Source organism: Providencia sp. Je.9.19, assembly GCF_051129765.1.
Taxonomy (GTDB): domain Bacteria; phylum Pseudomonadota; class Gammaproteobacteria; order Enterobacterales; family Enterobacteriaceae; genus Providencia.
Window position 1 is genome coordinate 412,206 of sequence record NZ_JBCPSS010000002.1, and the last position, 26,419, is coordinate 438,624.

Here is a 26,419-nt window from a genome sequence, read left to right on the forward strand (position 1 = left end):
ACTATCATAACACCTGAGTGATATATCTGAAAATTGATTCAAATTAGTGGGTTTGGTTTATTAGCCATTGCCGCTGAGTCTTTACGGTATTTTTACTATAAAGAGCATAAATAATGATCAGACCAACGTAGAGTATTGAACCTATTAACCACAGCCAACCATCCCATAGAGCTAATGTTTTTCCAAAAATAAAACTAAATAATAGTGGACCAATAATCCCCGTTAAGTTGGTTAAACTGACTAAAATACCTTGTAGCTTACCTTGGCTGCCTTGATTAACTTGGGTTGATACAAGTCCTTGTAAGGCGGGAAGCGCAATTCCACCTCCAGCTAGCAAAATTAGTGTTGGATAAATCATCCACCCTTGAGTGATTAATGACAGTAAAATAAATGCGATACCATCAGAAATGAATCCAATGATTATAGTGATCTTTTCATTAAATTTTCGTGTTAGAAATCCTGCAATAAAAGCTTGAAATAAAGCATGCATAATACCTAAGCCAGCAAGAGAAAGACCAACTTCAATGCTATTCCATTGAAAACGACTTTCTGTAAATAATACCCAAATTGTTGCTGGTATTTGTCCGATTAATTGGGCGATAAAAAAAATAAATAGCAATAATATAATCGGTTTAATTAGAGTAGAAAAAGGTGTTTTTATGGGGGAACTTTCATTGGTATCGTGAATATTTTGTTGTTCTAAATCGAGGTTTATTTTTTTTCCTTTAAAAAAAATAAACACAGCAACAAAAACACATATGTTTAAAATAGCAGCAATTAAAAATGGGAGATGAGGGGAATATTGTCCTGCGAATCCACCTATAGCGGGACCTGCGATTAACCCTACACCAAATGCAGCACCTAGGCGGCCAAACCATGTTGTTCTATCTTTTACAGTTGTAGCATCAGCAATGATAGAAGCTGCTACAGCACCTGTCGCACCAGTAATTCCTGCAATAGTTCGACCAAGATACAGCATCCATAACGAGCTTGATAATGCCAATAATGTGTAATCAAGCGTAGCGCCGATTAAAGAAAGCAATAGTACTGGCCTACGACCAAATTTATCTGACCATTTTCCCAATATTGGAGCAAAAATAACTTGCATAACAGCGTATAACGCTAAAAGGATACCGTAATGGTTAGCCAAAGTTTCATTTGCCACATATTCACGCAGTAAAGTCGGTAATACTGGCATGATTAGCCCGATACCTATTGCATCTAGGGCTGTAATTATTAGAGCAATACTCGCAGATTTATTCATTATAATCATCTCTATCATTGATAGAGTTGGAATATATCCCTATCAATGATAGAGTGTCAATAAATAAATAGGGGAAAGTCATGGCTAGACTTGATAAAGAAACCATTATTGCAGTAGCGCTCGACTTGCTTAATGAAGTAGGGATGGATGGCTTAACAACGCGCAAGTTGGCCCAGAAGCTGGGTATTGAACAGCCAACCTTATATTGGCATGTTAAGAATAAACGCACATTATTAGATGCATTGGCTGTGGAGATGTTGAAGCGGCATCATGATCATTTCTTACCAAGCTCGGATGAGACTTGGCAGGTATTTATGCGAAATAATGCGCTTAGCTTTCGTCGTGCATTATTAAGTTATAGGGATGGTGCAAAGGTTCATTTAGGGACACGCCCAAGCCCGGAACAATATTCTGTGGTAGAAGCACAGTTACAGTTTATGGTTGATAGTGGCTTTACGTTAAAATCTGGGTTGTATGCGATAAGTGCTATTGGGCATTTTACATTAGGCTCAGTCTTAGAGCAGCAAGAACATGCAGAGGCAGTGAAAGAACGAAACACTTCGGTCGATGAGTCCATGCCTCCTTTGCTGGCTGATGCAATTGAGATTATGGATAATGACGATGGGATACAGGCATTTTTATTTGGTCTAAATGCTCTCATTCAGGGGCTTGAGATTACACTTAATAAGTAATCAATATCGTTTTATTAATTTGAATCGCAATGAATTAATTTATCAAAATAACAAAAAAATACCCCAGCGGTGAATAACCGATGGGGTATGTCTTTTAGCGAGCTTTGCAATTACAGAGTAAAGATACCGATAAGAGCAATAACACTAATAATTGCTGAACCACCATAGAAAACCCATTTAGTTGCTGGGACATGCACTTTAAAATCGTGCAATGTATGGTGAATACGGTGCATACCACACCATACTGGTAGAACAATCATCAGTAATAAGAAAATACGTCCGATAAAGCTTTGGCTGAAGGCAAGAATGCGTTCATAGCTTAGCATTTCTGGTGCAACACCTAATGGGATCAAGATACCCAAAAGAATAATAATTGCAGGGCCGATAACGGCGCTCCACATACCACCTGCACCAAATAATCCCCAGAAAATCGGTTCATCGGAACGTTTAGGCGTTAGATTCATCAGATTCTCCTTAGATTAAAATAATAACGCAATAGCTAAGATAGCCGCAGTAACTACTATCGTTAGTGCCCAGAAGCCTTTAACAACAGGTTCATCTGGCATCTTTTTATCTTTAACAATAACCGAAACAGCTTTTGGTGCTAATTTAAACCACGTAGTGGTATGCAGTAGCGTTGCAGCCAATGTGATTACGTTAATGATAAGTATAATCGGGTTACTTAAAAAACCGACAAATCCAGCCCAAGACTCTGGACCATTTTTCAGCGCAAATACCCCGTACAGAACGAGAAGGCTAAACCAGACCTGAAGAACAGAGGTGCTCTCACGCATGATATAAAAGCGGTAGAAACCGAGGTTTTGCCACCAATCGCCCTTCATTTCTCTGACATAGGGTTTACGTTTAGTTGTCATGACTTCAATTCTCCTTATCGAGGCTTCAGCATGGCGATAACAAAGTCTTGCGCACTAGCCACTTTACCCTGCTGAATAGCGGCTGCTGGGTCGACATGCTTAGGACAGACTTCAGAGCAGTAACCTACAAACGTACAGCTCCAGACACCGTTATCACCATTTAATAATGGCATACGCTCTTTCGCGCCATGGTCACGGTTATCGAGATTGTAGCGTTCTGCTAAGGTAATCGCGGCAGGGCCGATGAACTCTGGGTTTAGACCAAATTGTGGGCAAGCGGCATAGCACAGACCACAGTTGATACAACCCGAGAACTGATGGTATTTCGCCATCTGTGCCGGTGTCTGTATATTTGGACCTTCAGAAACTTTACGGTCATTACCAATGATGTAAGGTTTGATGGCCTCTAAGCGCTCAATAAAGTGTGTCATATCGACAACCAGATCACGCTCAATTGGGAAATTACCTAATGGCTCTATTTTCATTCCTTGTGGATATTCACGTAGGAAAGTTTTACAAGCCAGTTTAGGTACTTTGTCAACCATCATGCCGCAAGAGCCACAGATAGCCATACGGCAAGACCAACGATAAGAAAGGTCAGGCGCCAAATTATCTTTGATATAGCCTAAAGCATCTAATAAAGAAGTTTGCTCATCGTAAGGGACGTCATACGCGACTAAATGGGGTGCGCTATCCACTTCTGGATTGTAACGCATGATCTCCATTTTTAAGTGTTTCATATCATCCATTAGCTTTCTCCTTATTTGCCTTATCTTGAGCTTCAGCTTCGGCACCATAAACACGTTTAGCTGGTTGTGATTTGGTGATTTTCACATCACTGTACTCAAGATTTGGAGTACCTTCAGGGTTAAAGAATGCTAATGTGTGTTTAAGGAAGTTCACATCATCACGTTCAGTGCAGCCTTCGTCTAGACGTTGGTGAGCACCACGAGATTCTTTACGATTTAATGCAGAATGAGCCATACATTCAGCAACATCTAAACCAAAGCCAAGTTCGATGGTGTAAAGTAAATCGGTATTGAACACGCTACTATGGTCAGTGATTTCGACATTTTTAAAGCGTTCTTTCAGCTCTGCAATCTTATCGACTGTTTTTTGCATCAATTCAGGGGTACGGTAGATACCGCAACCTTCTTCCATTGATTCGCCCATTTCATCACGGATTTTCGACCAGCTTTCAGTTCCTTTTTGGTTCATCAGCTTGGTGAGATTATCTTCGATATCACGAGTGCGAGCTTCAATTGCGTTTGCATTAGCAGGTGTTGCTTCAGCCGCATGTTTAGCAGCTTGTTCACCCGCAAGGCGACCAAATACCACTAATTCTGCTAGTGAGTTAGAACCTAAACGGTTCGCACCATGCAAGCCTACAGAAGAACATTCGCCGACAGCAAATAGGCCTTTAATGCGTGTTTCTGTATTTTGATCTGTTTCGATACCACCCATTGTATAGTGAGCCGTTGGGCGGACAGGAATTGGCTCATTTACTGGGTCAACACCAACGTACGCTTTTGCAAGTTCACAGATAAATGGCAGACGTTCATGTAATTTTTCTGCACCAAGATGGCGAAGATCCAGATAAACAACATCACCACGGTGAGTGCTGATGGTGCGACCTGCACGCCATTCGTGCCAGAATGCTTGAGAAACTTTGTCACGCGGACCCAGTTCCATGTATTTATTTTCAGGTTTACCCAGTGGTGTTTCTGGACCCATTCCGTAATCTTGCAGATAGCGATAGCCATCTTTATTGACAAGAATACCACCTTCACCACGGCAACCTTCAGTCATCAAGATACCAGAGCCTGGAAGGCCTGTTGGGTGATATTGAACAAATTCCATATCGCGTAAAGGAACGCCATGACGGAATGCGATACCCATACCATCACCTGTTACAATACCGCCATTGGTGTTGTAACGATAAACACGTCCTGCTCCGCCTGTTGCCATAATGATCGAGTTAGCACGAATTTGTACTTTTGTGCCTTCCATCATATTAATTGCAACAAGACCACGAGCTTGGCCTTCATCAACAATAATGTCTAAAACAAAATGTTCATCAAAACGTTGAATTTGAGGATATTTTAATGATGTCTGATAAAGAGTATGGAGCATATGGAAGCCAGTTTTGTCGGCAGCAAACCAAGTACGCTCAATTTTCATTCCACCGAAACGGCGAACGTTAACTGAACCATCTGGTTTACGGCTCCACGGGCAGCCCCACTGTTCTAATTGGATCATCTCTGTTGGGCAATGTTCGACGAAATAGTCGACAACGTCTTGCTCACAAAGCCAGTCACCACCTGCAACGGTATCATTAAAATGATAGTCATAGGAGTCATGAGCCTGAGTGACTGCGGCTGATCCTCCCTCTGCTGCCACGGTATGGCTACGCATTGGGTAAACTTTTGAGATCAGAGCAATCTTGATATTGGGATTTGCTTCAGCGGCAGCAATCGCTGCACGTAAGCCTGCGCCCCCGGCCCCGATAATCGCTAAATCGGCATTGAAGGTTTGCACTGCGCTTCTCCATTGTTCAAGTGTAAAATTGATAAATTCTGTTAAATACTTTTGATACTTAGCTATTCAATTTTGAGTTTCACACTAAGCTAAACTGCAAAATATCTCTTTTTTAATAGTAAATAATATAATAGCTAATAATGACTTATCGTGCTGTGAATTATAGCGAGAATAGCGAAACATAAATTTGATATAGAGGGGGGTTTTAGGCAATTATACCCATAAAGTGTGATGTGGATCGGCTTTTTATAAATTGTTTTTACATCAATGGCATTTTTAGTTTGTTAGATGCTAATAAAAAGGAATATCAAATGATTATCATTATTTTTATTGGAAAATATAGATTTTAAAACCAAGTAAATGAGTCAAGTTTTATTCATTTTAAGATAATCATGCTGTAATTATCAATAGGAATTTTAATTCATAATGAATATCAAATTGGGAGCTGTCTCACTATTTATCTCTATAATAACTTTTATTTGTAAGTGACTTATTTTAAATGTTTTGAGAAAGCGAATCGTTTCACTTTTTAATTAACATTTAGTTCACATAATATAAGAAATAATCATGAATTTGGTCTTTTCTAATTTGAAATTTAGATTTGAAGAAAAGGTTTTTTGCCTAATCGTGTAAAGCAGGGGATAATCACGCCATCTTTTCTCATCGAATGGTGTTTTGCCACCAATACTCAAATAGAGCGCTTTAGCGACACGAATGCATTGTGTGTTAAGGGTGAGGTGAGTACACTGCACGACTAAGTTTATTTTGGAGTTATCTTAATGAGTGAAATAGCGAATTGGCAGCCAACCGCCCCCATCGCTAACTTGTTACAGCGCGCAAAAATTATTGCCGAGATCAGACGCTTTTTTGCTGATCGCTGTGTACTTGAGGTTGAAACACCCGCAATGAGTCAGGCAACAGTCACTGACGTTCATCTTGTGCCCTTTGAAACCCGCTTTGTCGGGCCAGGTGCTGCGCAGGGAATTAACCTATATTTGATGACGAGTCCTGAATACCACATGAAGCGGTTACTTGCCGCAGGTAGTGGACCGATATATCAACTGTGCCGCAGTTTTCGTAATGAAGAAGCAGGCAGGCATCATAATCCTGAATTCACCATGCTTGAGTGGTATCGCCCCCACTTTGATATGTATCGCTTAATTAATGAGGTCGATGACCTTTTACAGCAGGTACTTGATTGTGAAAGCGCGGAGTTATTATCTTATCAACAAGCTTTTTTGCGCCATTTAGATATTGATCCTTTATCCGCGGAAAAAAGCGAATTAAGAGAAGTGGCTGCACGCTTAGATTTGAGCAATATCGCAGAACAAGAAACAGATAAAGATGCACTATTACAGTTGTTATTTGTGATGGGAGTTGAGCCTCACATCGGTAAAGACAAGCCCGTAGTGGTGTACCACTTTCCAGCAACGCAAGCATCATTGGCCGTTATTAGTACTGAGGACCATCGTGTTGCTGAGCGTTTTGAGGTGTATTATAAAGGTATGGAGCTTGCTAACGGTTTCCATGAATTGACGGATGCAAGTGAACAGCGTCAACGATTCGAGCAAGACAATCGTAAACGCGCTGCACTTGGATTACCTATTCAGCCTATTGATGAACATCTTTTATCTGCTTTAACGCATGGCTTACCTGATTGTTCGGGTATTGCTGTTGGGGTTGATAGATTAATTATGATTGCGTTAAATGCGGCAAAAATTAGTGATGTTATTGCTTTCCCTGTGACAACGGCATAACGCGATTTTACGTTAGCCAAGATAATTGGCAGTGTCATACAAAAGATTGCAGCCAAGTGCTGCAATCTTTGTTTTTATTGAAACAAAAAGCAAATAACGCTTATTGTTGTTTTAAGAATTGAACGCCTAAATCAGGGAAGTCTGTAAATGCACCATCAACATCAGCTTGGTTGTAGATTATCTCAAAAAGCTGTTGCCCATCTTTGGCGTATTTAGGCAATTTATCAACACGGATAGTGAAAGGGTGAACTTCCATTTTATTAGCATGGGCATCTTTCACCATTCCGGTTAACTTAATATTCTCAGGGGTTGATTCTTCACTAACTAACATATGGTAGTCAGGGCCGATGCCATCTGCATAAGTGGCGATTTCTTTCATAGAGCCCGGTTTTAGCATCCAATCGTAGTTATAATTTACCCAAGTACCGTCTGGTTTTTGTTCTTGAGTTTCATTCCAGTCAGTGTATGCAATCAACTGAACTAATTTTAAATTCATACCCATTTCAGGCATCAATGTATTTTTAATACGTTTAAGTTCATTGGCATCAAAACATTGGAGATAAACATTAGAGGCTTTATCGGTATAGCCATATTCTTTGAGCACTTCTAGTGTTTTCTTGGTAATGTCCTTACCTTCTTGTTGGTGGAACCACGGTGCTTTAATTTCAGGGTAAATACCGATATTTTTCCCTGTTGATTTATTCAGTCCTTGAATAAACTCAATTTCCTCTTGGAATGTGTGAACACGAAAATCTGATTTTCCCATAGGGAAGCGGTTAGGGTAACTCTGTACTTGTTTACCGTCGACAATATCAAACCCTTCGGTGAATTTGAGGGATTTAATTTCAGGGAGTGTAAAGTCAATGGCGTAATAACGCCCATCGCTACGAGCGCGGTTTGGAAAACGCTCAGCGACATCAGTGACGCGATCGAGATAATGGTCATGCAACACCACTAGTTCGTTATCTTTCGTCATGACTAAATCTTGTTCAAGAAAATCTGCGCCTTGTGCATAAGCCATCGCTTTAGCAGGCAGGGTATGTTCTGGTAGATAACCGCTTGCACCTCGATGCGCAATTACCACTTTACCGGCAGCCTGTGCTGCAGCAGAAACTGACATTACTAAAACCATACTAGCCACCAATGTTTTCAATGGGAAGCTCATGATTATATCTCCTTGGCACTTTTTTAGATAAAAAAAATGGGCTACATCATTTTGATATAGCCCACGAGTTTAGCGAGTTAGCATGAACATTTTATGAATGCTTATTGCATTTTTGCTAATTCACGTTTGTGTTTGCTTTCACTAATCATAACGATGAACAGCAGAACAACAGCAAGGGCTGAACCACCAATCATGACTGCGAAGCCACCGTCCCAACCGAAGTAGTCGACGGTATAACCAACAATCGCACTTGCTGCAACTGAGCCACCGAGGTAGCCAAATAGGCCCGTAAAGCCGGCGGCGGTACCTGCCGCTTTTTTCGGTGCAAGTTCAAGAGCATGTAGACCAATCAACATGACCGGACCGTAGATTAAGAAACCGATAATCAACATACATGCCATATCAATGCCAGGATTGCCCGGAGGGTTCATCCAGAACACGATAGTGGCGATGGTGACAAGGATCATGAAGAACACACCAGTTGCCCCGCGGTTACCGCGGAAAACTTTATCTGACATCCAACCACAGAGTAATGTTCCTGGGATACCTGCATATTCATACATGAAGTAAGCCCATGAAGATTTGTCCATCGTAAAGTGTTTAACTTCACGTAGGTAGGTTGGTGACCAGTCTAGAACACCGTAGCGTAGTAAGTATACGAACACGTTAGCAATCGCAATCATCCACAAAAGTTTGTTAGGGAATACATACTTCATGAAGATAGCTTTCGCGGTTAATTCTTCTTCATCAGACTCTTTATAATCTGTTGGATAATCGTTTTTGTATTCTTCAATTGGTGGCAAACCCATTGATTGCGGTGTATCACGCATTAATGCAAAAGCGATAAGTGCAACTAAAATAGCAGCAAAAGCAGGCATATAAAGTGCTGCTTTCCAATCGTTAAACCATGCCATACCCAGTAGGAACAGTAATGGAGGTAAACCACCGCCTACGTTATGCGCACAGTTCCAAACAGAAACGATACCACCACGTTCTTTTTGTGACCACCAGTGAACCATGGTACGACCACAAGGAGGCCAACCCATACCTTGGAACCAACCACAGAAAAATAGTAGAACGAACATGATCATGATGCTTGAAGTTGCCCATGGTACAAAGCCCATGATAAGCATGACGATAGAGGCGAGTATCAAACCTGCTGGTAAGAAGTATCGAGGGTTCGCACGGTCAGAGAACGATCCCATAATGAATTTTGAAAAGCCGTAGGCAATTGAAATCCCTGATAATGCAAAACCTAGATCCCCTTTAGAAAAGCCTTGCTCGACAAGGTACGGCATTGCCAACGCAAAGTTTTTTCTAACAAGATAGTAAGCTGCGTAACCAAAGAAAATTCCCATAAAGATTTGCCAACGGAGTTTGCGATAAACAGGGTCTATCTTATCCGCTGGCAGCCTCTCTATATGAGGTGCTGGTTTAAAAATACTGAACATATACGCCTCCGATGGCATGCTTATATTTATTCACCTTCATTTTTCAGCGTTGAAAAATGTTGAGTGTTTATTATTGATGAAGTGACAGAAACGAAAACAATCGAATTTATTTAAGCGCTTTTATTTTCTTAATTGCGCTAAATTGTAGTCATTAAAAAACATTTTATCTGTAATCTAACGCACATTTATTGGTTTTGTTTATGAAGTTGCATAGTTAATGACATTTGTGAATGGAATGGAACTGGAAATGTTATATTTTTTGTGATGTTTATCACGTATCTGTTCTTTTTCGCCTCGAAATTGTACTAATCGCTTTCGCTTTTGTTCCTTATCAAACATTAAGCACGTTTCTGGTCTATATTAAATAATAGACTATAAAAATAGAAACTATACTTATTGGTTATCGAATGTTTATTAATGTGAGGAATGCGACATGAATGGCTCATCTGTGACTGAAACGGATGTCATCATTATCGGTGGTGGCGCAACAGGTGCTGGTGTCGCTCGAGACTGCGCTCGCCGAGGTTTAAGAACTGTTTTACTTGAACGACATGATATCGCGACCGGTGCGACTGGCCGTAACCATGGCTTATTGCACAGTGGCGCCCGTTATGCCGTTACTGACAGCGAGTCAGCGAGAGAGTGTATTGAGGAAAATAAAATACTCAAACGCATTGCTCATCATTGTATTGAGCGAACTGATGGCTTATTTATTACATTGCCTGAAGATAGCCTTGAATATCAAAAACAATTTATTGTCGCCTGCCAAGCTGCCGGCATTGATGCAAATGCGATTGATCCTGCGGAGGCTATCCGCCTTGAACCTTCAGTAAATCCTCATTTAATAGGCGCTGTTAGAGTACCTGATGGCACCGTTGACCCATTTCGTTTAACCGCCGCCAATATGTTAGATGCACGCGAGCATGGTGCGAAAGTTTTGACTTACCATGAAGTTATTGGCCTGATCCGTGAAGGTGATAAGGTTCGTGGGGTGACGGTGTATGATCATAAAACTAAAAATCAATATGATATTTATGCTGAAATTGTCGTTAATGCGGGCGGTATTTGGGGACAGAAAATTGCTGAATATGGTGACTTAAAAATTAAAATGTTCCCAGCAAAAGGGGCATTGCTGATTTTAGGGCATCGCTTAAATAATATGGTGATTAACCGTTGTCGTAAACCTGCGGATGCTGACATTTTAGTTCCCGGTGATACCATTTCGTTAATCGGGACGACATCAACACATATTGAATACGATCAAATAGATAACATGTATGTGACTCCCGAAGAGGTCGATATCCTTATTCGAGAAGGTTCAATGTTGTCACCTGCACTTGCGACAACGCGCATTTTACGTGCATACGCAGGTGTACGTCCTTTAGTTGCAAGTGATGACGACCCATCGGGACGTAATGTTAGTCGCGGTATTGTGTTATTAGATCACGCTAAACGTGATGGTCTTGAAGGCTTTGTCACTATCACTGGCGGTAAGTTAATGACTTATCGTTTAATGGCTGAATGGGCTACAGATAAAGTTTGTGAAAAACTCGGTCACAGTGCGAAATGTACTACTGCGGATGCGCCTCTACCCGGTTCACAGCACAGTGCGGAAGAAGCGCTTCGCAACGTGGTTTCAATACCGGCACCGATTCGGGGGTCTGCGGTTTATCGTCATGGCGATCGCGCAGCGGCGATTTTAAGTGCTAATCGATTAGATAAAAGTTTAGTTTGCGAATGTGAAGCGGTCACTGCTGGCGAAGTTCGCTATGCAGTTGATTCTCTCACTGTGAATAACTTACTTGATTTAAGACGTCGTACTCGAGTGGGAATGGGGACTTGTCAAGGTGAGCTATGTGCGTGTCGTGCCGCTGGTTTACTCAATCGTTTTAATGTCACTACACCACATGAAACAGAGCAACAGCTCGGCCATTTTTTAAATGAGCGTTGGAAAGGGGTTAGGCCGATTGCTTGGGGAGATGCACTGCGTGAAAGTGAATTTACCAGCTGGGTGTATCACGGGCTATGTGGCATGAATGAGGCGACCTTGAGCAAGGTGGCACAGAAGGAGACTGACAATGAAATATGATGTGGTTGTGATGGGCGGCGGTTTAGCTGGCCTTATCTGTGGTATTCGTCTAACTCAGTCTGGACTCTCTTGTGCCATTGTCAGTGCAGGACAAAATGCGCTTCATTTTTCATCTGGATCGTTAGATTTACTCACGCATTTGCCTGATGGGCAAGTCGCTGAAAAACCACTGTTGATGCTTGATGCTTTGGGACAACAAGCACCTATGCATCCTTATAGTCTTATTGGCTCATCCAAAGTAGCTGAACTTGCGCATATGGCACAAACAATATTGCAACAAAGTGGTATGCGATTAAAAGGTTCCTGTGAAGAAAATCATTACCGCATTACGCCATTAGGTCATAAACGCATGACATGGTTGAGCCCTGAATCAGTTCCTACCGCAGCGTTACATCAGAAAATGGACGTGGGCAAAATTGCGGTTGTGGGCATTGAAGGCTTTCTCGATTTCCAACCACAAATGGTGGCGGATCAATTACAACGCGAAGGGCTACAATCAAGCTCTCATTATGTGCATTTGCCTTTACTTGATCGGTTAAGAGAAAACCCAAGTGAGTTTAGAGCGATTAATATTGCGCGTTGGTTAGATAGACCTGAAAACATGGCACAGATAGTCGAAGAAATCGCTCCGCTCGTGGCCGATGCTGATACTATTTTTATGCCTGCATGTATCGGTCTTGATAGTGAAGAACCAATGCTGGAGTTACAAAAACGTTTAGGTAAGTCATTATATTTATTGCCAACGTTGCCACCGTCTTTGTTAGGTATTCGTTTGCATGAAACGTTATTACGTCAATTTCGCCGTCAGGGTGGGATCGTTATGCCGGGCGATAAAGTGACATCGGTAAATTATGTTGGTTCACGAATTGAATCGATACAAACTCGTAATCATGGTGATATTTCATTGAAGGCGGCGCAGTTTGTTTTGGCTACAGGAAGCTTTTTCAATAATGGTCTGGTGGCAAAATTTGACCGTGTCTATGAGCCACTCATGAATTTAGACTTGTGTGAAATTTCAGAACGTGCGCAATGGACCAATAAAGAATTTTTTGCCTCTCAGCCTTATATGGCTTTTGGCGTGCAAACAGATAGTCAATTACGTGGACACAAAAATGGTGATGCTATTGAAAACCTTTATGTCGCAGGCGCGGTACTGGGTGGATTTGATCCACTGACACAAGGCTGCGGGGCAGGTGTATCGATGATTAGTGCTTTGTATGTGGCAAATGAAATTGTGAATGAGTTTGAAAAAAGTAAAGCGAAGCAAGCGGAGGTGGCACAATGAGTATTCAGGACGGTAGTTTTGAAAGCTGCATTAAATGTACAGTCTGTACGACTTATTGTCCGGTTGCTAAGGTTAATCCGCTTTACCCAGGTCCTAAGCAAGCCGGCCCTGATGGTGAGCGTTTACGCTTAAAAGACCCAATGTTGTACGATGAAGCGCTCAAGTATTGTACTAACTGTAAACGTTGTGAAGTTGCATGCCCATCAGATGTGAAAATAGGCGACATTATTGCGCGCGCTCGTAATACTTACAGTCAGCAAAAACCAAAATTACGTGATGCCATCTTGAGTCATACTGATTTAATGGGCACCTTATCAACACCGTTTGCACCTGTGGTAAATACCATTACAGGTTTAAAACCTGTACGCCAACTGCTTGATAAAGCCTTAAAAATAGATCACCGCCGCGAATTGCCAAAATATTCATTTGGAACTTTTCGCCGCTGGTACGCGAAACAAGCTGCTGAACAACAAAAATTTGAAGATCAAGTTGCCTATTTTCATGGATGCTTTGTGAATTACAACCATCCTCAACTAGGTAAAGACCTCATCAAAGTTTTTAACGGGATGAATATCGGTGTTCAACTTCTTAAACGTGAAAAATGTTGTGGTGTCGCGCTAATTGCCAATGGCTTTATGAAGCAGGCTAAACGCCAAGCCAATGTTAATTTAGAATCATTGCAAGAAACCATTCTTGAAAAGCATATCCCTGTTGTCGCAACATCTTCAACTTGTACCTTTACTATCCGCGATGAATATACGCATGTATTGGATGTAGATACCTCTGAAATGCGCGATAACATTGAACTTGCGACGCGTTATATTTATCGTTTGTTAGAGCAAGGTCGTGAATTAAAACTGAAACATACCCCACTGAAAGTGGCCTACCACACTCCTTGTCATATGGAAAAAATGGGTTGGACCTCCTATACACTTGAGCTAATCAAACGCGTGCCCGGCGTGGAATTAATTGTATTAGATTCCCAATGTTGCGGTATTGCAGGAACTTACGGTTTCAAAAAAGAAAACTATGAGGTTTCTCAAGGTATTGGAGCAGGCCTATTCCGCCAAATAGAAGAAAGTGGCGCAGATATGGTTATCACGGATTGTGAGACCTGTAAGTGGCAGATTGAGATGTCGACGAGCAAGAAGTGTGAGCATCCTATTACGCTTTTGGCCCGCGCGCTCTAAATCCTCGTTATACTTCGATTTGTGGCGTTGTTGGCTGCGTTTACTAACCCTAGTCACATACTTTTGTATGCTCCTAGGGATTAGTTTCACTTGCCGCCTAGCCACAATTCGAATTATTTAGAGGATGATCTGCGTTATGCTTCGATTGATAAATATAAACTGAATCGATGAATCATAAGAAAATCGGCAATAAAAAGATTATTGCCGATTGAGAGCGTTATTTGATGACCTTTTGTAGCGTTTCCATCATTAATAATACTGAGGTACCGCCGGGATCTGGGTGCCCAATACTACGCTCGCCTAAGTAACTTGCTCGACCTTTTCTGGCTTGCATATTAATAGTGGATTCAACACCCTGTTTTGCTGCTGCCACTGCGGCGGTGATAGCCTTATCCAAAGGTTGTGATGAGGCTAGCGTTAGTGCCTCACTAATCGGCCACCATACATCACACATTGTTTTATCGTTAGGCTCAGCTCTGCCACGTGAAACAATACCTTCCGTACCTATTTTGATTAACTCTGCTAAATCAGCCACCGTTAGACTCTCTTTATTTGCTGCACTTTGTGCTGCTTTAATAAAAAAAGTACCAAATAATGGGCCACTGGCACCACCGACACTTGAAAGTAGCGTCATACCCGTTGTTTTTAGTATTGTTGCAATGTCCTTATCTGCGACAGTCGGTAGTTTTTCGGCAACTTTTTGAAAGCCGCGGTTCATATTGAGCCCATGGTCACCGTCACCAATAGTCGTGTCGAGTTCAGTTAAATAATCTTGTTCACGGGCAAACGTTTGTGAGCATTGTATGAGCCAGTCATAAATTTGCTTTTGAGTTAAATTCATCAATTGATACTTCCTATTTTGCTGCCATTTATCTTTATGCGAAGGATAGAAATACGTTAAAAATTAGCATTTCCAACGTAATGCTGGCGTATTAACTGGCGCGTCCCATAACAGTAAGGCTTCGTCATCTACTTTTAGTAGCGTAATAGATACCCCTTGCATATCGAGAGCAGTGCAGTAAGAACCAATTAAATTGCGTTCAATTGTAAGCCCAAATTCAGTGCAGCAAGTTTGTAGACGATGATAAACCGCGTAAAGCTCAGAAAGTGGTGTAGCACCGAGGTTATTAACTAAAGCAATTACTCGATCGCCTTTTTGAAGTGGTTCTTTGACTTGGTGATTATCTTGCCATTGACCATTTTCACGATCCCACTGTCGAACAGTTCTCTCATAATGACCATTTTCGATCAAAGTTTCGAACATCTGATCGACCGTATCATTTAAATGAGTGAAACGGCGGCGTTCGATCCCCGGTTCTCCATGGATGCCAACTCCGAATTCCATTTCATTATCAGGAAGCTCGAAAGATGGTTTTCTCGCTGCGGGAACGGTACAGGCATGTAGTGCAATACCTAAGCTATAGCCATTATTGTTAGTTTTATGTCCAAGCTCGACGAGTTTATCGAGAGAATAACCTTTGCAAGCCGCTGCTCCGAGTATTTTTTCCATTAGTACTGTATTGGCGACACCTCTGCGTCCTGCGGTATAGAGGCTATCTTTAACCGCCACATCATCATCAACTAAAACAACCGCAATTTTAGTACCCGCATCGTGTAGTAATTCGGTGGCAGTTTCAAAATTGAGTATATCGCCAGTGTAGTTTTTAATGATCATTAAAACACCTTCTCCCCCATCAATGGCCATGGCACATTCCATCATTTGATCGGGTGTTGGTGAGGTAAATATTTCACCAGGACAAGCGCCATCTAGCATGCCTTGCCCAATATAGCCACTGTGCATAGGTTCATGACCGCTACCGCCTCCAGATAGTAGGCCAACTTTGCCATTTAAGGGTGCATCTCGGTGAACGAGATAAGTTGGGTCGATATTTAGTCGTAATTCAGGATGGGCAGCAACGAGGCCTTGATTGACTTCACTAATGATATCTTCAACACGGTTAATCAGTTTTTTCATCTTACAGACTCCAGAAGATAGAGGGCGATGCTTAACTCTGTTTTTTGTGTTCGATTATGTTCTTTTTGATTCGAATTTGGTTGTTAATGGCGTGGGACGTTTCGATTATGCAATCAGACTAGCATAGCTCGGTTTTTATTGGATTAAGTAAACCAATAAAATGAGAGTTAGATCGGGAATTATTGTGAAGAAATAGAAGGGGAAAGTTCCCCTTCTAAAAAGAGATTTAGTGCTGATTGGCTAACTGTTTTTTGCTTGCGTCATTAAAGAAGGATTTTAAAATGAAATTAAGCAGTACACCGTAAGCAGGTAGGAAAAATAGCATACAGATTAACAGCTTAAATACATAGTCAACTAACGCAATTTCAACCCAATTGGCGGCCATAAAAGGGTCGCTACTACGATAAAACGCAATAAAGAAGAAGGCGATAGTATCAATTAGGTTACCAAAAAACATGGCGCAAGCTGGTGCTACATACCAACGCTTATTTTGGCGTAGACGGTTAAATACACTGACATCTAAAATTTGTCCCAGCACATAGGCCATAAAACTGGCGGCTGCGATACGCGCAACAAATAAATTAAATGTTGTTATGGAGGCGAAACCTTGCCATTCACCCTGAAAAAATAGGGCTGAAATCACATAAGAAATTAGTAAGGCGGGTAGCATGACAGAACTAATGATGCGACGAGCAAGGGGAGCACCATAGATCCGCACCGTTAAATCCGTTGCGAGAAAAATAAATGGAAAAGTGAAAGCGCCCCATGTGGTATGAAAACCGAAAATATTGATCGGTAATTGCACCAGATAGTTACTAGATGAAATAATTAAAATATGAAACAACGATAGCCAAATTAACGCAGTGGCTTTTTGCTGCGGAGTAAATGCAAACATATTGTACCTTTTTAGTGACTGATGGGGTGAGGGAACCCATAAAAGACCCAGTTTTTTATTATGACCAAAAATTGGGAAGAGCGCATCATACGCTTGCTGCGCAACAAAAGCAAAACTGTTCGACCAGTCTGGTAGTTTTTATTATATAATCAATTTATTATTTATTTAAAAAAGTATTTTTTATGTCTGATTTATTTTCTAATGCAACCAAAACCCTTGATACATTAGGCCTTCGTTGCCCTGAACCTGTAATGTTAGTGCGTAAAACAGTGCGGAATATGGGGGAGGGGGAGACTTTGCTTATCATTGCTGACGATCCGGCAACAACACGAGATATTCCCGGTTTTTGTCGTTTTATGGAACATGAATTGTTAGCAGTTGAAGCTGAAAAAACACCTTATCGTTATTTGTTGCGCAAAAAATCGAGTGGTTTGTAATTTTTTGCGTGAAACGTGAAAGTAGAAAAATTAGTCCTCATTAATTACAATGAAATTTATGCTTAATTCATTGTTTTAAAACTAATTTTTAAAGTGACGCGTAATAAGAACTGCCACTATTTATCTGTAAATAGTGGCAGTTGAGTATTTAAACAATAAGCGCTATTTTTTTACTTGCGGTAACTTAACTCGCAGCAGCCGAACAGCGTTAGCAGTCACTAAAGCAGTCGCGCCGGAGTCAGCCAGTACGGCAACCCACAAGCCCGTCATGCCAAGTAAGGTAGTGACTAAGAACACACCTTTTAAGCCTAATGCAATTGTAATATTTTCACGGATAATTTTTCGGGTTGCGCGTGAAAGTGCAATAATTTCAGGTAAGCCTGTTAGACGGTTATGGGTAAGCGCTGCATCAGCAGTTTCTAACGCCACGTCAGTACCCCCTCCCATTGCAACACCAATACTAGAGGCTTTCATCGCTGGCGCATCGTTGATGCCATCACCGACCATCATGGTGCTATGGTTACGGTTAAGCTCTATTACTGCGCTGACTTTATCTTCAGGTAATAAACCTGCGCGATATTCCATACCTAATTGACCTGCAATTGCGGCAGCAGCTCGTGGGTTATCACCCGTTAGCATGACGGCATTTACATTCAATTTTTTAAGCATATTCATTGCATCAACCGCATCACTACGTAATGTATCTTGCAGTGCCGTTAATCCAATAACTCGATTGTTTTCAAGGGTCACAACAACTGTTTTACCCTGAGCCTCAAGTTCCTCAACCTTTGCTTGCCAAACTTTATCTAGTGGTATTTCGAGTCTATTTGGTGCACTAACCAGTACATGCTTATTATTCAGGAAACCTTCAACGCCTTTTCCTGCGAGTGCTTTACGATCTTGTGCCTCAGTTACTTGCAGTGAAAGCTCCTGAGCTTTGTTAACGACTGCTTTTGCCAGAGGATGATGAGAACCAATTTCAACGGAAGCGGTGATTTGCACTAATTCTGCTTCGGTTATGCCATCAACTGGTACCAAATTGGTTACATGAGGTTTCCCTTCGGTTAATGTTCCCGTTTTATCCAATGCAATTGTTGTGATAGTGCCTAGTTGCTCAAGTGCTGCGCCACCTTTAATTAAAGCACCGCGACGTGTCGCTGTGGCAAGTGCCGACGTGATAGCCGCAGGTGTTGATATCACGAGCGCACAAGGACAACCAATTAATAGTAAGGTTAAACCACGGTAAATCCACGTTTCCCATGCCGCATCAAAGAATATTGGCGGAATAATAATAACCAATGCAGAAATCAACATGATTATTGGCGTGTAAATCCGGCTAAAACGGTCGATAAAACGTTCAATAGGTGCACGGCGCTCTTCGGCTTCTTCAATTAATTGCAAAATACGGTCGATTGCATTTTGCCCTTGTTCTGAAACCACTTTCATCTGTACTGCTCTATCCACTGATAAACAGCCAGCAGCGACTTTCTCACCAACAGTGCGTTCGACAGGAACAGATTCACCGGTTAAAGCACTTTCATCAAAACTGGCAAATTCAGAGACCAATACTGCGTCTGTTGGCAATCTACCACCTGGCGCAATTTCGATCACATCTCCAGGACGTAATTGAGCTACTGGAACGGTAGTTTTTTGCCCATCTTTAATTAATATGGCATCTTCAGGAACGAGTGCCATTAGTGCGCTAACGCCACGTCGGGCTCGGCCAGCGGAATAGGCCTCTAGCATTTCACCTAACATGAATAGCAAAATAACCATGGCGGCTTCTTCGGTTGCCTGTATAAAAATGGCACCGACAGCAGCAACTGTCATTAAGGTTTCAATCGCAAAAGGTGAGCCCGTACGAATAGAAAGTAAGGATTTTCGGGCGATAGGGTATAACCCAAATAAGGTTGCTAAAATAAAGGCAATATTACCTAACTGAGGGTTGAAAGACTCAATACCCCAGCTGATACCCACTAAAATTGCTAAAATAATAACGGGTTTTGCTTCACTGAGTAAACTCGGTGGTGGTTGAATTGATGCTGCGTTATTGCTGCCAACATCAAGTAGTTCATAGCCGGCGGTTTCCACTGTTGCGCGAACAGCCATACTGATATCACTATCGGCGTCGACAACTAACTTTTCTGTTGCGAACAAGACTTTGGCTTGCTTGACGTCTTTTATTTGAGTGACCGCAGTTTCAATTTTACTCGCACAACTTGGGCAATCCATTCCGCGGATTATCCAGCTAAAACGTTTCTGAGCTGTTTGAATTGGCGCGACATCGTTTATTTTATCAATAGGCAAGCCACAGCTGCTACCGTGCTGGTGATTATGGTCACCGTGTTTATGAGCGGCATGATCATGGCCATCGTGCTCATGTTGAGCGTTGTGTTTGCCTCGTTGATGAGATTCCTCATCATCATCGGGATGGCTCTCTACATCACTGTGAACGTGGGTATGTGAGTCATTGCTCACCTTTTTACTATTTTCGGTGACAGCTGATGAGCAGCTACTGTTAGTTGAGCAGCTACTGTTAGTTGAGCAGCATGAACTAGTATGAGCATGTGTGTCTTTTTGTGAATGTGAGTGCATAAGCGACCCCCTATCTAACAACGTTTTCAATTATTATTAGTGAGTCTACACTTTGGAGTCTACTCCAGAGTCAAATAAAATGAAGGTCACCAATTGATAAAAAATGCTATTTGAGAATTTTATCAATTGGCGATAAGGCTTATAAATAAATCGCACGAACAATAAAGAATTGTCCAATGAAATAGAATGCCGCCACAACAGCTTTAGATGCTTTAAATGGGAAGCGAAAATGGGCGATTAACCAAATGCAATTAGACAGAAATAGCATTGAGGCGCCAACCATAATAGAAAAATTATATTCGCGACCCAGACCAAAATATTGATCGCCAGCAACCCAAGCCATAATCATACACATGACTAATGATGCAAAAACAATAGCTTGAAGGTGTTCAAGTTTACCCCAAATCAACACTAAAGTGACAGCTGCAATAATTAATGGCACCGCTAACCAAGGTAGGAACAAACCAAAGTTTAACTGCATACCAAAACTAATGGCGTAAATTAGATAACTTAAAAACATCAGTGCAACAGATGTAAGTAAGCGCTCACTAGAAAACATCCGAGAAAGATCAGCGACTAACGAAACTAGCAAACCGGCTAAGATTAGATAGTTTTGAATATTTAAGTCGTCGGAGCTCCATCCCCAAAGTAATAAAAGTAAGAGTGTAATGGGGCGAAATAGCCAACGTTGCCAGCCAGGACCACGATAAGCCGCATCGACATACAGCCAGCCTGAAAAGAGCACTGCAAGAAATGGCCAACTAATCATATACACATCCTTATAATTTCAAATGAATGAAGTAACGGTCAGAGTATTTCGTCACTCTCTATAAATAAGATAAACTATAGTCATGTTTTTTTTAAGCTAAATGCACATTTTATGAATAAACCTATTTTATTAATCATCGTTTTAGTCATTATTGCCGTATTTGCCACTAAGCGTTTTTTCGATCAACGAAAACAAAATGAAATTAATAATAATTCGTTACCTATTAGTTACTTAGTAGAGGTCAGCGAGAAAAAAGACTACCCCTACCCGAACATGCGTTCTCGTGAACGTGATGTGGTTTCTCCTGAAACTTTTCGTTATGAAATTTATTTTAAATCGCAATCAAGTGGCGAGATTATCAAAACAATTGTCAATGAAACTCAGTATCACGCCGTAGAGCAAGGTTCTAAGGGGAAATTGACGTTACAGGGCACTCGATTTATCCGCTATGAACCTGAATTATCCTGATTTAGTGTTTATTTTTTGCTTTATCGAGAGCGGCTTTCATTTTCTTTTGCATTACAAGTAGCTCAAAAACACCGAAGAAAAAAATACGAACTTGTACCAGACCTGAAAGTTTTTCATTTTTAGGTAAAGATGCTTTAATAAACATAGTTTGTAATGCATGCATAATTACCATGAAAATCATAGCGATATCCATAAAATACTTTAAGGGTTTGGGGAATGGGTGGATCAAGTTAAACAGCATAAAACCCCAGACACAGACCATCAGTAGGCGACCTATATTAATAAACATACTTTTTTCCTTAAAGTCGATTTCGAATGAAAAGGCGGTAAGCTACTTGCCCGGCAATTTTTTCGCGATGTAGTTGCCAATTCGCAGGGATGTCAGTAAGTGGTGACTCCGCCTCTGACTCAATGTAGATCCAGCTTTCATCTGCTAGCCACTGATTATTTTCTAATAATTGGATAGTTTCATTGAGCAAGCCTTTACGAAAAGGAGGATCAATAAAGACAAGGTCAAAAGGCGTTCCCATTTGATTTAAAATAGTCAGGCTACTGTTATTGATAACCGTGGCGTTATCAGCCTGTAAACGCATTTTATTGTCACTCAGCAGTTGGGCATTCTGTTTATCTAATTCAATAAAAGTTACGCTATTAGCAAATCGAGAAAGTGCTTCAAACCCTAATGAGCCACTTCCTGCGTAACAGTCAAGACAACGGGCGTCTTGAACAACAGGCATTAACCAGTTAAATAAGGTTTCTTTGATTCTATCAGTGGTGGGACGTAAGCCCTCACTATCACGGACAGGCAGTTTTCGCCCACGCCATTTACCGCCAATGATACGAATTTGTCCTAAAGATGTTGTTTGTGGTTTTTTTGCCATAATATGTATTATTGCTTAGCTTATTTATGCGTTAAAAATTGATTGTTTATATTGTAGCGCGTCATTTTCATAGTTTTAACATAAAAATTCAGATTAAATTGCCATGATTTTTCGTTCAGATATGTGTTGCTGCGCCATGAAATGATAGACTGGATGTAATTTTATTGCGATTTTATTATTACGCGCCATGTTTTTACCGCGAGGAGTGCAGTGGCAAATGGCTAAAGACAAGAAAAAAGGCTTATTTTCGTGGTTGGGTTTTGGCCGTAAAGGTGAAAATGAAACCCAGCAGCAAGCTGAGCAACAACAAAAAGTTGAGATTGAAAATGAAGTTGACCTTCAACAAAGTGCAGAAGATGCTGCAATAGCAGAGGCTAATGCAGAAGCTGAACGTCAACGCCAAGCAGAACAAGAAGCCATTAAAGCGGCAGAAGATGAAGCTGAACGCCAATATCAAGCACAACAAGCCGCTATTGATGCTGCGACAGAACAAGCAGAACAACAGCGAAAAATAGCATTAGCTGCAATTCAAGCTGCTGAAGAGCAAGCGGAGCTTGAGCGCCAAGCAGTACAAGATGCGCGTATTGCACAAGAAAAAGCAGAGCGAGAAAGACTTGAAGAAGAAGCTGTGCGTATTGCAGAGGAGGAAGCTGAGCGTCAACGCCAAGCTGAGCTTGCTGCGATTAATGCTGCGCAAGAAGAAGCGGAGCGCCAACGCCAAGCTGAATTAGCCGCTATTCAAGCCGCTGAAGATAAAGCGGAGCAAGAGCACCAAGCAATAGAGGCCGCTGCTATTGTGGCTGCGGAACAACAGGCCGCAGAAGAAAAAGCCGAACAGGAGCGCCAAGCTGCAAAAGAACAAGCAGAACAAGAGCGTCAAGCCGCAGAAGCTGTGCGTGTTGCTGAGGAAGCTGCTGAGCGTCAACGCCTAGCTGACTTAGCGGCTATTGAAGCTACCGCAGCTCAGGCTGCAAAAGAACAAGCGGAACAAGAGCGCCAAGCCGTAGAAGCTGCGCGCCTTGCCGAGGAAGAAGCTGAGCGTCAACGCCTAGCTGCTATTGAAGCTGCCGCAGCTCAGGCTGCAAAAGAACAAGCAGAACAAGAGCGTCAAGCCGCAGAAGCTGCGCGTCTTGCCGAGGAAGAAGCTGAGCGTCAACGTCTAGCTGACTTAGCGGCTATTGAAGCTGCCGCAGCTCAGGCTGCAAAAGAACAAGCGGAACAAGAGCGTCAAGCCGCAGAAGCCGCACGCCTTGCTGAGGAAGAAGCTGAGCGTCAAGCTCAACAAGATGCTGAGAATGCACCTATAATCGAACAAGAAAAACCTAAAAAAGAAGGTTTTTTTGCGCGATTAAAAAGCGGATTATTAAAAACACGTCAAAATTTAGGCTCTGGTTTTTTTAGCTTATTTAGCGGCAAAAAAATTGATGATGACCTCTTTGAGGAATTAGAAGAACAATTACTCATTGCCGATGTGGGTGTGGAAACAACACGGAAAATTATCGATAATTTAACGGCACATGCAAGCCGTAAAGAACTCAAAGATGCGGACGCTTTATACAGTAAATTACGTGAGGAAATGTCTGATATTTTAGCGGGTGCAGATAAACCACTAGTTATCGAAGATAAAAAACCTTATGTTATTCTTATGGTTGGGGTTAATGGAGTTGGGAAAACAACTACCATTGGCAAAATGGCTCGTCAATTCCAATCCGAAGGTAAAACCGTCATGTTAGCTGCGGGAGATACTTTCCGTGCCGCTGCGGTAGAACAGCTACAAGTTTGGGGGGAGCGCAACAAAATTCCTGTTGTTGCACAACACACGGGTGCTGATCCTGCCTCTGTCATTTTTGATGGGATCCAATCAGCTCAAGCTAAAGGTGCTGATATTCTGATTGCAGATACCGCAGGGCGTTTACAAAATAAAGCACATTTAATGGAAGAGCTGAAAAAAATAGTCCGAGTGATGAAAAAACTGGACCAAGACGCCCCTCATGAAATTATGCTAACACTAGATGCAAGTACTGGACAAAATGCGATTAGTCAGGCGAAACTTTTTAATGAAGCGGTAGGTCTGACTGGTATAACATTGACGAAACTCGATGGCACAGCAAAAGGTGGGGTAATTTTCTCTATTGCAGATCAATTCGGTATTCCTATTCGTTATATCGGTATTGGTGAAGGCATTGAAGATTTACGTCCATTTAAAGCAGATGACTTTATCGAGGCTCTATTTGCCCGAGAGGAATAATTTTCGATGATCCGCTTTGAACACGTTAGTAAAGCTTATCGCGGTGGCCGCCAAGCTCTTCAAGGGGTAGATTTTCATCTACAAGCCGGAGAAATGGCATTTTTAACGGGTCACTCAGGCGCAGGTAAAAGTACATTACTTAAACTCATTTGTGGTATTGAGCGCCCAAGTGCGGGTCATATCTTGTTTAATGGTCATGATATCAGTCGTTTGAAAAATAGGGAGATCCCCTTTTTACGTCGACAAATTGGGATGATTTTTCAAGATCATCACCTGCTATTTGACCGAACAGTTTATGACAATGTTGCTATGCCGCTGATTATTTCTGGGGCAAGTACTGAAGATATTCGTCGACGTGTCTCAGCTGCATTAGACAAAGTTGGATTATTGGATAAAGCAAAAAACTTGCCTATTCAATTATCGGGCGGTGAACAGCAGCGTATTGGTATCGCTCGCGCGGTTGTGAATAAACCGACGATGCTACTTGCGGATGAGCCAACGGGTAACCTTGATGGAGAACTTTCTGAGGGGATCATGCGTTTATTTGAAGAATTTAACCGCGTTGGTGTGACTGTTTTAATGGCAACCCATGATGTTGCACTGATTGAGCGTCGTAACTATCGTGTGCTTACTTTAAGTGAAGGTCGGATGCTTGGAGGTCAACATGGCTAGGAATGTCCGTAAAGGCAAGCCAGAACGCACCATGAAGTCGAAAAGCAAGGCACTTAAAGGGGGATGGCGTGAACAGTGGCGTTATTCATGGCTAAATGCGTTAGCTGATATGCTAAGACAGCCACTAGCAACCTTTTTAACCATTATGGTTATTGCTATTTCATTAGCACTACCTAGCCTTTGCTATGTTGTTTGGAAGAATGTTTCCCAAGCCGCATCACAGTGGTATCCTGCACCACAACTAACTGTTTATCTTGATAAATCTCTTGATGAGCAAGGTGGTCAAAATGTGGTTAATCAATTACAAGCCCTTGATGGTATTGAACACGTTAATTATCTGTCTCGCGATCAAGCCATGAGTGAGTTTCGTAGTTGGTCTGGTTTTAGTACTGCTTTGGATATGCTTGAAGAAAATCCATTACCTGCTGTTGCGATTATCACGCCAAAAATTGATTTTGAGGGGTCCGATGTTTTAGCCACTTTACGCGATAGAGTTAGCCAAGTTGGCGGTATCGAAGAAGTGCGCATGGACGACAGTTGGTTTTCTCGACTTGCAGCGCTGACGAGGCTAGTTGGGCAGGTTGCCTCTGTGATTGGCATTTTGATGATAGTATCGTTGTTCTTAGTGATAGGTAATAGTGTCCGTTTGAATATTTTTGCCCGCAGAGATACCATTAATGTCATGAAATTGATTGGGGCAACTGATGGTTTTATTATGCGCCCATTTTTAAATGGCGGTATTGTGTTAGGGGCACTCGGTGCCATTATCTCACTGATAATGACATCATTATTGGTGTGGCAACTCTCCGGTGTTGTTGCGCAAGTAGCCAGTGTATTTGGGACCCAATTTCGTATCGAAGGGCTGTTGTGGGAAGAAACGTTACTTATTTTGTTGTTATCAGCCATTGTTGGCTGGGTCGCCGCTTGGTTAGCGACTATTCAACATCTACGTCATTTCACTCCTGAATAATTGCGTATTTCATCGGCACTTAATATAAGGGTGTCGATGAAAATTTCGCCATTAAGGAACTTCAAACGATAATTTTTGTCCTACATTGACCCGTTGTTGATAAATCTTGCCTATAATTTATTTAATGTAACGAAGCTGATAAACTGATTATTCACCACATCGAATTCAAATTAATTTTTTTTATTTATTTTATAGAGGATCTG

The 26,419-nt window shown here is 41.7% G+C and carries 24 protein-coding genes; 10 read left to right on the top strand and 14 right to left on the bottom strand.

What is annotated here, in order from left to right; all coding sequences use genetic code 11:
* Positions 1-43 precede the first annotated feature (43 nt).
* Positions 44-1,264 (bottom strand): Tet(A)/Tet(B)/Tet(C) family tetracycline efflux MFS transporter, encoded by a 1,221-nt coding sequence (tet, locus tag AAZR93_RS11110; RefSeq protein ID WP_434719839.1) that lies wholly within the window; start codon positions 1,262-1,264, stop codon positions 44-46.
* An 80-nt stretch (positions 1,265-1,344) separates the two neighbouring features.
* Between tet and tetR the strand changes: the two genes are divergently transcribed.
* Complete coding sequence (gene tetR / locus AAZR93_RS11115) at positions 1,345-1,956, top strand: tetracycline resistance transcriptional repressor TetR (protein WP_434719840.1); 612 nt, start codon at positions 1,345-1,347, stop codon at positions 1,954-1,956.
* A 110-nt stretch (positions 1,957-2,066) separates the two neighbouring features.
* Here the strand turns inward: tetR and frdD are convergent, their stop codons facing one another.
* Genes frdD through frdA form a run of 4 tightly spaced genes read right to left on the bottom strand, consistent with a single transcriptional unit; the run spans position 2,067 to position 5,369 of the window.
* Positions 2,067-2,423: a fumarate reductase subunit FrdD gene (frdD, locus tag AAZR93_RS11120; RefSeq protein ID WP_294109567.1), complete on the bottom strand. Its 357-nt coding sequence runs from the start codon at positions 2,421-2,423 to the stop codon at positions 2,067-2,069.
* Positions 2,424-2,435: 12 nt separating this feature from the next.
* Positions 2,436-2,831: a fumarate reductase subunit FrdC gene (gene frdC, locus AAZR93_RS11125; RefSeq protein WP_294109516.1), complete on the bottom strand. Its 396-nt coding sequence runs from the start codon at positions 2,829-2,831 to the stop codon at positions 2,436-2,438.
* Positions 2,832-2,845: 14 nt separating this feature from the next.
* Positions 2,846-3,580: a succinate dehydrogenase/fumarate reductase iron-sulfur subunit gene (locus tag AAZR93_RS11130; RefSeq protein ID WP_294109525.1), complete on the bottom strand. Its 735-nt coding sequence runs from the start codon at positions 3,578-3,580 to the stop codon at positions 2,846-2,848.
* Positions 3,573-5,369, bottom strand: coding sequence for a fumarate reductase (quinol) flavoprotein subunit (gene frdA / locus AAZR93_RS11135; RefSeq protein ID WP_336430967.1), 1,797 nt, complete (start codon positions 5,367-5,369; stop codon positions 3,573-3,575). The genes AAZR93_RS11130 and frdA overlap by 8 nt, the downstream gene beginning before the upstream one ends.
* Before the next feature lie 779 nt (positions 5,370-6,148).
* On the opposite strand from frdA, the gene epmA reads away from it, so the two are divergent.
* Positions 6,149-7,126: an elongation factor P--(R)-beta-lysine ligase gene (epmA, locus tag AAZR93_RS11140; RefSeq protein ID WP_434719841.1), complete on the top strand. Its 978-nt coding sequence runs from the start codon at positions 6,149-6,151 to the stop codon at positions 7,124-7,126.
* 100 nt (positions 7,127-7,226) lie between these two features.
* On the opposite strand, the gene glpQ is transcribed toward epmA, so the two are convergent.
* A complete protein-coding gene (gene glpQ, locus AAZR93_RS11145; protein WP_434719842.1) occupies positions 7,227-8,291 on the bottom strand; it encodes a glycerophosphodiester phosphodiesterase in 1,065 nt (354 codons plus the stop codon).
* 101 nt (positions 8,292-8,392) lie between these two features.
* Positions 8,393-9,742: a glycerol-3-phosphate transporter gene (glpT, locus tag AAZR93_RS11150; RefSeq protein ID WP_434719843.1), complete on the bottom strand. Its 1,350-nt coding sequence runs from the start codon at positions 9,740-9,742 to the stop codon at positions 8,393-8,395.
* A gap of 433 nt (positions 9,743-10,175) precedes the next feature.
* Between glpT and glpA the strand changes: the two genes are divergently transcribed.
* The 3 genes from glpA to glpC are packed head-to-tail and all read left to right on the top strand — an operon-like array spanning position 10,176 to position 14,306.
* The gene (gene glpA, locus AAZR93_RS11155) at positions 10,176-11,831 is read left to right on the top strand and encodes an anaerobic glycerol-3-phosphate dehydrogenase subunit A (RefSeq protein WP_336430968.1); all 1,656 of its coding nucleotides are present in this window, start codon (positions 10,176-10,178) and stop codon (positions 11,829-11,831) included.
* Positions 11,821-13,116, top strand: a complete 1,296-nt coding sequence (gene glpB / locus AAZR93_RS11160) for a glycerol-3-phosphate dehydrogenase subunit GlpB (protein WP_434719844.1) — start codon at positions 11,821-11,823, stop codon at positions 13,114-13,116. The genes glpA and glpB overlap by 11 nt, the downstream gene beginning before the upstream one ends.
* Positions 13,113-14,306, top strand: coding sequence for an anaerobic glycerol-3-phosphate dehydrogenase subunit GlpC (gene glpC / locus AAZR93_RS11165; protein ID WP_336430970.1), 1,194 nt, complete (start codon positions 13,113-13,115; stop codon positions 14,304-14,306). Before glpB ends, glpC begins: the two co-directional genes overlap by 4 nt.
* 217 nt (positions 14,307-14,523) lie before the next feature.
* On the opposite strand, the gene dhaL is transcribed toward glpC, so the two are convergent.
* The 3 genes from dhaL to AAZR93_RS11180 all read right to left on the bottom strand — a co-directional run bounded on the left by dhaL (position 14,524) and on the right by AAZR93_RS11180 (position 17,176).
* On the bottom strand, positions 14,524-15,147 hold the full coding sequence (dhaL, locus tag AAZR93_RS11170; RefSeq protein WP_294109553.1) for a dihydroxyacetone kinase subunit DhaL: 624 nt from the start codon (positions 15,145-15,147) through the stop codon (positions 14,524-14,526).
* 63 nt (positions 15,148-15,210) lie between these two features.
* A complete protein-coding gene (dhaK, locus tag AAZR93_RS11175; protein WP_294109554.1) occupies positions 15,211-16,281 on the bottom strand; it encodes a dihydroxyacetone kinase subunit DhaK in 1,071 nt (356 codons plus the stop codon).
* Between the two features lie 226 nt (positions 16,282-16,507).
* A complete protein-coding gene (locus AAZR93_RS11180; protein WP_294109556.1) occupies positions 16,508-17,176 on the bottom strand; it encodes a 7-cyano-7-deazaguanine/7-aminomethyl-7-deazaguanine transporter in 669 nt (222 codons plus the stop codon).
* A gap of 182 nt (positions 17,177-17,358) precedes the next feature.
* On the opposite strand from AAZR93_RS11180, the gene tusA reads away from it, so the two are divergent.
* Positions 17,359-17,613: a sulfurtransferase TusA gene (gene tusA / locus AAZR93_RS11185; RefSeq protein WP_434719845.1), complete on the top strand. Its 255-nt coding sequence runs from the start codon at positions 17,359-17,361 to the stop codon at positions 17,611-17,613.
* Positions 17,614-17,775: 162 nt separating this feature from the next.
* Here the strand turns inward: tusA and AAZR93_RS11190 are convergent, their stop codons facing one another.
* Positions 17,776-20,208 (bottom strand): zinc/cadmium/mercury/lead-transporting ATPase, encoded by a 2,433-nt coding sequence (locus AAZR93_RS11190; RefSeq protein WP_434719846.1) that lies wholly within the window; start codon positions 20,206-20,208, stop codon positions 17,776-17,778.
* Positions 20,209-20,347: 139 nt separating this feature from the next.
* The gene (locus AAZR93_RS11195) at positions 20,348-20,977 is read right to left on the bottom strand and encodes a lysoplasmalogenase (RefSeq protein ID WP_434719847.1); all 630 of its coding nucleotides are present in this window, start codon (positions 20,975-20,977) and stop codon (positions 20,348-20,350) included.
* Positions 20,978-21,088: 111 nt separating this feature from the next.
* Here AAZR93_RS11195 and AAZR93_RS11200 point away from each other — a divergent pair, with 111 nt between their 5' ends.
* Positions 21,089-21,445 (top strand): DUF2500 domain-containing protein, encoded by a 357-nt coding sequence (locus AAZR93_RS11200; RefSeq protein WP_434719848.1) that lies wholly within the window; start codon positions 21,089-21,091, stop codon positions 21,443-21,445.
* Between the two features lies 1 nt (position 21,446).
* On the opposite strand, the gene AAZR93_RS11205 is transcribed toward AAZR93_RS11200, so the two are convergent.
* On the bottom strand, positions 21,447-21,734 hold the full coding sequence (locus tag AAZR93_RS11205; RefSeq protein ID WP_294109563.1) for a DUF1145 family protein: 288 nt from the start codon (positions 21,732-21,734) through the stop codon (positions 21,447-21,449).
* Positions 21,735-21,744: 10 nt separating this feature from the next.
* Positions 21,745-22,326 (bottom strand): 16S rRNA (guanine(966)-N(2))-methyltransferase, encoded by a 582-nt coding sequence (gene rsmD / locus AAZR93_RS11210; RefSeq protein WP_434719849.1) that lies wholly within the window; start codon positions 22,324-22,326, stop codon positions 21,745-21,747.
* Between the two features lie 217 nt (positions 22,327-22,543).
* On the opposite strand from rsmD, the gene ftsY reads away from it, so the two are divergent.
* From ftsY to ftsX, 3 genes are read left to right on the top strand one after another with little or no spacing between them, the layout of a single operon-like run.
* Positions 22,544-24,574 carry a signal recognition particle-docking protein FtsY gene (gene ftsY, locus AAZR93_RS11215; RefSeq protein WP_434719850.1) on the top strand — a complete coding sequence of 677 codons (2,031 nt, stop codon included), beginning with the start codon at positions 22,544-22,546 and terminating at the stop codon, positions 24,572-24,574.
* Positions 24,575-24,580: 6 nt separating this feature from the next.
* Positions 24,581-25,246, top strand: coding sequence for a cell division ATP-binding protein FtsE (ftsE, locus tag AAZR93_RS11220; protein ID WP_294106209.1), 666 nt, complete (start codon positions 24,581-24,583; stop codon positions 25,244-25,246).
* Positions 25,239-26,216 carry a permease-like cell division protein FtsX gene (gene ftsX / locus AAZR93_RS11225; protein WP_434719851.1) on the top strand — a complete coding sequence of 326 codons (978 nt, stop codon included), beginning with the start codon at positions 25,239-25,241 and terminating at the stop codon, positions 26,214-26,216. Before ftsE ends, ftsX begins: the two co-directional genes overlap by 8 nt.
* Positions 26,217-26,419: the final 203 nt, after the last annotated feature.